Raw genomic sequence first — 6,727 nt, forward strand, 5'->3', positions numbered from 1 at the left:
GTGCAGGTAACGTAAGGTACGTGCAAATGAGTCAGGCGTTGGTCAGGACTGCAGCCGGTTGGCTGCTGGGCCTGATGCTTGTCGTGGCCGCGGGAGTTGTCGCGATCAATATCGTGAACAACTCGATCGCAAGCCCGCAGCAGCCTGTGCGCGAATATTTCGACGCTTTGCAGAAGGGCGAGGGCGAGAAAGCCCTCGGCCTGTTGCGGGCCTCCGTGCCCCAAAGCAACGCCGCCATGCTGGACGGAACGGCGCTGCAGACCGCCGCCGCCGGAATCAGCGACGTGCGGTATGGGGACGCCGAGGACCGTGGCGGGAACCAAGTCATGGTTCCGGTTGACTACACGATTGACGGCAGCGAACAGCGGACAGAGTTCCTGCTGGAAAAGTCCGGCACGGAATGGCTGTTCTTCCACAAGTGGTCCATTGTTCCCGCGGCCCTTCCGGTGGTGGATGTCACCGTGGTCAACGCCAATGAGGCCACACTCAACGGGGTGCCGGTGAACATGCCCAACGGCCGCAATTCCTTCGCCGTTTTCTACCCCGGCGAGTACGAGGCCTCCCTTGCCGGCGAGTACTTCTCCGCCCCGCCCACCAAAACCACGCTGTCCGGCCGGGATCTGCCCGCTGCCCCGCTCAGCCTCATGACTGAGGCGACCGATGAGCTCAAGGACGCCGTGGGCAGCAAGGTCAAGGAGTTCCTGGACACCTGCGCCGATACCGCCGACAAGCAGCAGAAGCTCCAGCCTGACTGCCCGTTCTACCACGCCACCAACAACCGCGTCGTCGACGGCACCATCGACTGGAGCATCCAGGAATACCCCACCGTCAGCATCGAGCCCTTCGGCGGACGCTGGGTGGTGGCGCCCCTGAACGGCAAGGCACAGATCAAGGCCCAGCAGGTGGACCTGTTCACCGGGGCCGTGACGGAGCTCAACGCCGTGCACGATTTCAGCTTCACGACCCGCCTGGACATCGACGCCGAAAACGTCAAGGTCACGCCGCTCCTGAGCTACTAGCCCGGCCGCTGCGGTACCCGCCCGGTTTTTGCACGCGGCACTGCCGGCAAGGCGTCACGCCGCTCGCGCGTCGAAACCCCGGGATCCCAAGGACCCGGGCCCCCTTAAAGCCAGAAGGCTGCCGTCCGTAACGCCGTGGTCACGAACAGCAGCCAAATCCGGGCCCCTCCGGCGGACGTCAGTCCATTCCGCGCAGGTCCAGCACCAGTTCGGTATCGCCGTCGGGCTGCAGCAGCACCGGGATGCCCCAGTCCTGCTGGTACAGGTGGCAGGCGGCGTGATCCGGGATTTCGCCGTCCGCATCCTCCGGACCGTCGCAGGCAGCCGCGCGGGCGGTAATGTGCAGCACGCCCTCTGCGACGTCCGACGCCAGTTCCAGCGTGCGGAGGAGCCCCACGGATGTTCCGCCGCCGGAGACGAGAAGTTCCGGCGGTGTGGAGGAGATCTTCAGCTGGGTCGGGTCGCCCCACCGGTCGTCCAGTTTCTGGCCGGTCGGCGCGGTGAAGCGGACGTTCAGTTCCAGCAGGCCGGGGGCCACCGGGCTCTTGGGCCGGTGGGTCTGGACAGCGCCCTCGTCCACCTGCTGCGCTTCCTTGGGGATGGGCACATAGACCAGCTGGTGCTTGTTCGCCTCGACCACCACCAGGAGCGGCTCCGCCCCGGCCACCTGGGTGTGGTCCACAATCACGTCGGAGGGCTCGGACAGGCCGCGGGCCAGCGTGGAGACCGTGTCCGAGGACGGATCGTAGCGGCGGACGGCCCCGTTGTACGTGTCGGCAATCGCCACCGACCCGTCAGGAAGCACCGTCACGCCCAGCGGGTGCTGCAGCCGGGCCTCGGAGGCCTTCCCGTCGCGGAAGCCGAAGTCGAACAGGCCCTTGCCGACGGCGGACTCAACGGTGACCGTGCCGCCGTCGTCGATCACGAGTTTGCGCAGGGCGGAGGTTTCGGAGTCCGCCACCCAGATGTTGCCGTCGGCGTCCTCGGCGAGGCCGGAGGACTGGGCGAACCAGGCTTCCGCCGCCGGGCCGTCGAGCAGGCCCTCCAAGCCGTTGCCGGCGATGATGGATACGGCGCCGGAGCGCGGGTGGAAACTGAAGATCTGGTGCACGCCGGCCATGGCGACCACCACGGCGTTCAGTTTGGTGGACCAGACAACGTCCCAGGGGGAGCTGAGGGAAACCCGCAGCGGATCCTCCTCCAGCCGGGAGCCGTACGCGGCGCCTTCCTCGTCCACCCGGGCCGGTCCCGTCTCGAGCAGCCGCTGCACGCCGTTGCCTGCCAGGGTGCTGACAGTTCCGTCCGTCAGGGACAGCCCGCGCAGGCGGTGGTTCACGGAGTCGGCAATCACCACGTCGTAGCCGGCTTCGGCAGCGACGTCCTCCGGGAGCAGCACCAGGCCCTGGGGTTCGTTGAAGCGGGCCATGGCGGCATTGCCGTCGGCGTGGCCCTTGTCGCCGGAACCGTAGGTCGCCAGGACGGTCTGGAAGTCGGTGGAGAGCTCCACGAGGCGATGGTGCCCGGTGTCGGTGACCAGCCAGGAGCCCGCCGCTGACGAGCTTCCGACGCCGCGGCCGGGCGGCAGGAACAGGGCCTTGCCGGGGAACCGCAGGGTGCCCGACGTCGGCTCCGGCGCCACATACGGCCCGTCGCCGCGGTGCAGCGTGCCTTTCGCCTCGTGTTCGGCGATCAGCTCCGGGATGAGCACGGAGAGGCCGTCGGCGTGGCCTTCACCGGAGAGGTGGGCCACGATGTAACCCTCGGGGTCGATGACCACCAGCGTGGGCCACGCACGTGCCGTGTAGGCCTTCCAAGTGTCCAGCTCGGGGTCGTCCAGGACCGGGTGGTGGATCTCGTAACGCTCGACGGCGGCGGCCAGCGCCACCGGATCGGCTTCGTGTTCAAACTTGGGTGAGTGAACCCCCACCGTCACGAGGACATCGGAGTACTGCTGCTCCAGCGGGCGGAGCTCGTCCAGCACGTGCAGGCAGTTAATGCAGCAGAAGGTCCAGAAATCCAACAGTACGATCTTGCCGCGCAGGGACTCCAGGTCCAGGGACTTGCCGCCGGTGTTCAGCCAGTTGCGGCCCACCAGCTCGGAGGCCCGGACCCGGAGGTGGGTGCGTACGGTTTCGGTCATGAGCGTCCTTCCAGCTTTGAATTGCGTTCGGCCAGCCGCGCATCGCGTTCAGCCAGCTTGGCAAACATATCGTTGTAAGCATTGAGATCGGCGTCGTTATTCCTGTCCGCCGCCCGGTCGGTGCGTTTGGACTCGCGTGCATCGGAGCGGGACCACTGGACGGCGACGCCGATCGCCACCAGCAGCGTGGGCACTTCGCCGATGCCCCAGGCCACCGCGCCGCCCATCTGCTGGTCCAGCAGGGCTGAAGGTCCCCAGGTCCGGCCGAGGTTGCCGAAGTAGTCCGCGGCCAGCAGGCCGGTGCCGCCCATGATCGCGACGCCGAAGAAGGCGTGGAAGCCCATCGTGGCCAGCAGGAGCAGCAGCCGCATGGGGTACGGCGCACGCCGGGGCAGGGGGTCGGTGCCGATCATGGTCAGCACGAAGATGTAGCCGGTCAGGGCGAAGTGCAGGTTCATGAGCTCGTGGCCCACGTGATCCCGCATCGCATACCCGAACGCGTCCGAGTAGTAGAACAGCACAATCGAGCCGGCGAAGTTGGCGGCGGCGAACAGCGGATGCGTCACCAGCTGGGAGAACTTCGAGTGGATGAAGATCAGCAGCCACTCCCGGGGGCCGCGGGAGCTGTCTCGCCGTGGCGTCAGCGCGCGCAGGGCCAGCGTCACGGGAGCGCCCAGGACCAGGAAGATGGGGGCCACCATGGTCAGGGCCATGTGGTCCACCATGTGCGCCGAAAAAAGGACCCTGCCGTAGACCGCCGGCGGACCGGAGGTGACGTAGGTCAGGACCCCGAGTCCGATGACCCAGTTGACGGTCCGGAACCAGGACCAGGAGTCCCCGCGCCGGAACACCTTCAGCAGGCCGAGGATGTAGGCCACCAGCCCAAAGACCGCGACGGCTACCCAGAGCCAGTCGGGACGCCACTCGGTCAGCCAGCGCTCCGGGGTCAGTTCCGGCGGCAGGTCGTAACCGGAGATGATGAAGGCCGGGGAGGCGTCCGGGGCCAGGGACCCACCCTGCGGCGGGGCGGAGCGGCCCAGCGCGACGGCGACACCCGACGTCGCTCCCATCACCAGCATTTCGACGACGATGAGCTGCCAGAGGACGCGGCGGGCGGACAAGCCGCCGCCTCGGCTGCCCAGCTGCGGGATGACCCAGCGCCGGTGCATCAGCCCGACGCCCCCGAGGACGAGGGTCGCCGCAGCCTTGGCCAGGATCAGCTGCCCGTAGGTCGAGCCGAAGAGGTCGTTCCAGGACGTCAGGCGGATGCTGGAATTGATCACGCCCGAGGCGAAGACAAGGATGAAGGCGAAGCCCGCCAGCGCGGAGAATCGGCGCAGCGTCGGCTCGGTGATGTCCGGGCGTCCGGAATTCTGCGAGCCGGAGGCGGCGGCTCCAAGGACGCCGGAAAGCAGTGCCAGCATGATGATGCCGCCCACCCAGGCCGAGACGCCCACAAGGTGGAGACCCAGCGAGTTGATGGCGCCTTCGTGATCGGCCGCGCTGGCGGAGTGGCCGATCAGCGCGGTGGGCACGAGTCCGATGAGGGCGAGCACCAAGGTGGCTGCAAGGCCGCCCAGGGACGGGACGCCGAAGAGTGCCGTGGTGACAACGGCGGCAATGACGACGACGGCCAGCCAGGCGCGGCCGGTCTCGATGTCGGTCATGAAGTAGACGAGGGACCGGGTGAATTCGGGGTCCCCTGAGATCCCCTGCCCGGCAATGTCGGAGTAGCTGAGCACCAGGACGGCAACCGCTGACAGCGTCCAGACAACGCCGGCGATGCCGGCGACGATCAGCGTGCGGGTGAAAGCCGGATGCTCGGGGGCGTCCTTGGCCTTGGAACGCGAGCCGGCCAGCGACCGGGGCAGGATCGCGACGGCGAAGAGCAGCCCGCCGATGACGGTGGCCAGCGCGATGTTGTGAACAGTCTTGCTGGCGGGAAGTCCCCAGCGGACCAGTGCGCCCGGGTCGGAGACCTCGCGGGCGGCCGCCGCTCCGGAGAACAGCAGGGCGGCAACAAGTCCGAGGAACAGGGCCGCCAGGCCCGCGAACAGCCAGGGCCGGGAGATCCCGGCGGAAAACGCAGCAGGGCCCCGCGCTCCCCCGGTCGGGGTTGGAGCGGCTGCTGTGGTACGGGGATTTGCTGCGGAAGGCACAGTTCCATTGTCCGCTACGCCCCGCCTGCCCGCCGAATCGGGTGCCGCACGGAACACCCGCGGCAGCCGTGAAGGTCGCACACAACGAAAAAGGAGCGGCGACCCTGAGGGTCGCCGCTCCTTTCAAGCATTCAGAGAAGAACTACTTCTTCTTGGAGACCGCAGCCTTCAGCTTGGAGCCTGCGGTCAGCTTGACGCTGTGGCCTGCGGCGATCTGGATGGTCTCGCCGGTCTGCGGGTTGCGGCCGGTGCGAGCTGCACGGTCGGTGCGCTCAACTGCGAGCCAGCCCGGGATGGTGATCTTTTCGCCCGCGGCGACAGAGGTCTCGAAGACCTCGAACAGTGCATCCAGCACGGAGTTGACGGCTGCCTGGCTGGTGCCGGCCTTGCCTGCTACCTCTGCAACAAGTTCACTACGGTTCTTAGCCATTTATGTCCTCCTGGACGGTCATGATTTCTGGAGCCTGCACACGGCATGCGCACAAGCCACTGTCCGAAAACTTACCAGCTTGCCGCCGCCGAGGTGGCAAATTCCGCGTGTTTTCGGCCTTTTTCGAGGAAAAACCCGGGAAACGGTGCCTTTCGGACCCATATTTCGCCATCAGCGGACGCTCCCTCAGTTGCGGCAGGGCCGGGCTGATGCTCCCGCAGCCTCCGGGGGGAGCAGCGGGGACGCTCCCGCGCCAGCCTGGCTGACGATGGCGGCGCCCACGGCCGCTGCGGACGGTCGCACGCCACGGTATTGCGGGCGGCGCGTCTGGGGGCTGAGGTGCCGGTTAGGGGCTTCTGCGGCGGCGCCTGACGTCGGGGCCGGGGCGGCGAGTTGTTATGTGGCGCGGTGTTGGGGTCCGGCATTGCCGTGATCCGTTGCTTCGACGGTTTCCTGCAGCCGGGGCCGGGCGCGAGTGGTTCCTCTGGGTTCCTGGTTTTGGTTTGGGGGTTAAATGCGGGAGGACCCCCAAAATGGTTGGGGGTCCTCGACCTTAATGATGTTCCGGCGGTGACCTACTCTCCCACACCCTCCCGGGTGCAGTACCATCGGCGCTGTGGGTCTTAGCTTCCGGGTTCGGAATGGGACCGGGCGTTTCCCCCACGCTATGACCGCCGTAACCCTTACTCCCGTACCCCTGGGGGTTGGGAAATCTGTGGTTACAACTCCCCTGCACCGGTGTTCTGGTGCAGGTGTGGTGTTGTTATGTAGTTTTTTGGTTCTCAAGCAACGCTCCCGTAGAGGGTTTGTTGGTTGGGAACCACATAGTGGACGCAAGCAGTCTTGTTTTCTCTTTGTACCACCCTTGGCGGGCAAACGCTTTTGAACCCGTTTGCCCGGGTGGTGTGTGGTGTAAGTTATCGGCCTATTAGTACCGGTCAGCTTCACGAGTCGTTAGTCCTCGCTTCCACATCCGGCC

At 66.7% G+C, this 6,727-nt stretch carries 4 protein-coding genes and 1 rRNA gene; 1 reads left to right on the top strand and 4 read right to left on the bottom strand.

The annotated features are described in order from the left end of the window. Positions 1–26: 26 nt before the first annotated feature. A complete protein-coding gene (locus FS787_RS08735; RefSeq protein WP_144671765.1) occupies positions 27–1,019 on the top strand; it encodes a hypothetical protein in 993 nt (330 codons plus the stop codon). 178 nt (positions 1,020–1,197) lie between these two features. Here the strand turns inward: FS787_RS08735 and FS787_RS08740 are convergent, their stop codons facing one another. From FS787_RS08740 to rrf, 4 genes are all read right to left on the bottom strand, one after another. After that, positions 1,198–3,159 (bottom strand): NHL domain-containing thioredoxin family protein, encoded by a 1,962-nt coding sequence (locus FS787_RS08740; RefSeq protein WP_144671766.1) that lies wholly within the window; start codon positions 3,157–3,159, stop codon positions 1,198–1,200. After that, a complete protein-coding gene (locus FS787_RS08745; RefSeq protein ID WP_144671767.1) occupies positions 3,156–5,318 on the bottom strand; it encodes a cytochrome c oxidase assembly protein in 2,163 nt (720 codons plus the stop codon). The genes FS787_RS08740 and FS787_RS08745 overlap by 4 nt, the downstream gene beginning before the upstream one ends. A 142-nt stretch (positions 5,319–5,460) precedes the next feature. Continuing rightward, complete coding sequence (locus FS787_RS08750) at positions 5,461–5,748, bottom strand: HU family DNA-binding protein (RefSeq protein ID WP_024367639.1); 288 nt, start codon at positions 5,746–5,748, stop codon at positions 5,461–5,463. 562 nt (positions 5,749–6,310) lie between these two features. Continuing rightward, positions 6,311–6,427 (bottom strand): 5S ribosomal RNA (gene rrf, locus FS787_RS08755). Positions 6,428–6,727: the final 300 nt, after the last annotated feature.

The sequence above is a fragment of the Arthrobacter sp. U41 genome, from assembly GCF_007679325.1.
GTDB lineage: Bacteria > Actinomycetota > Actinomycetes > Actinomycetales > Micrococcaceae > Arthrobacter.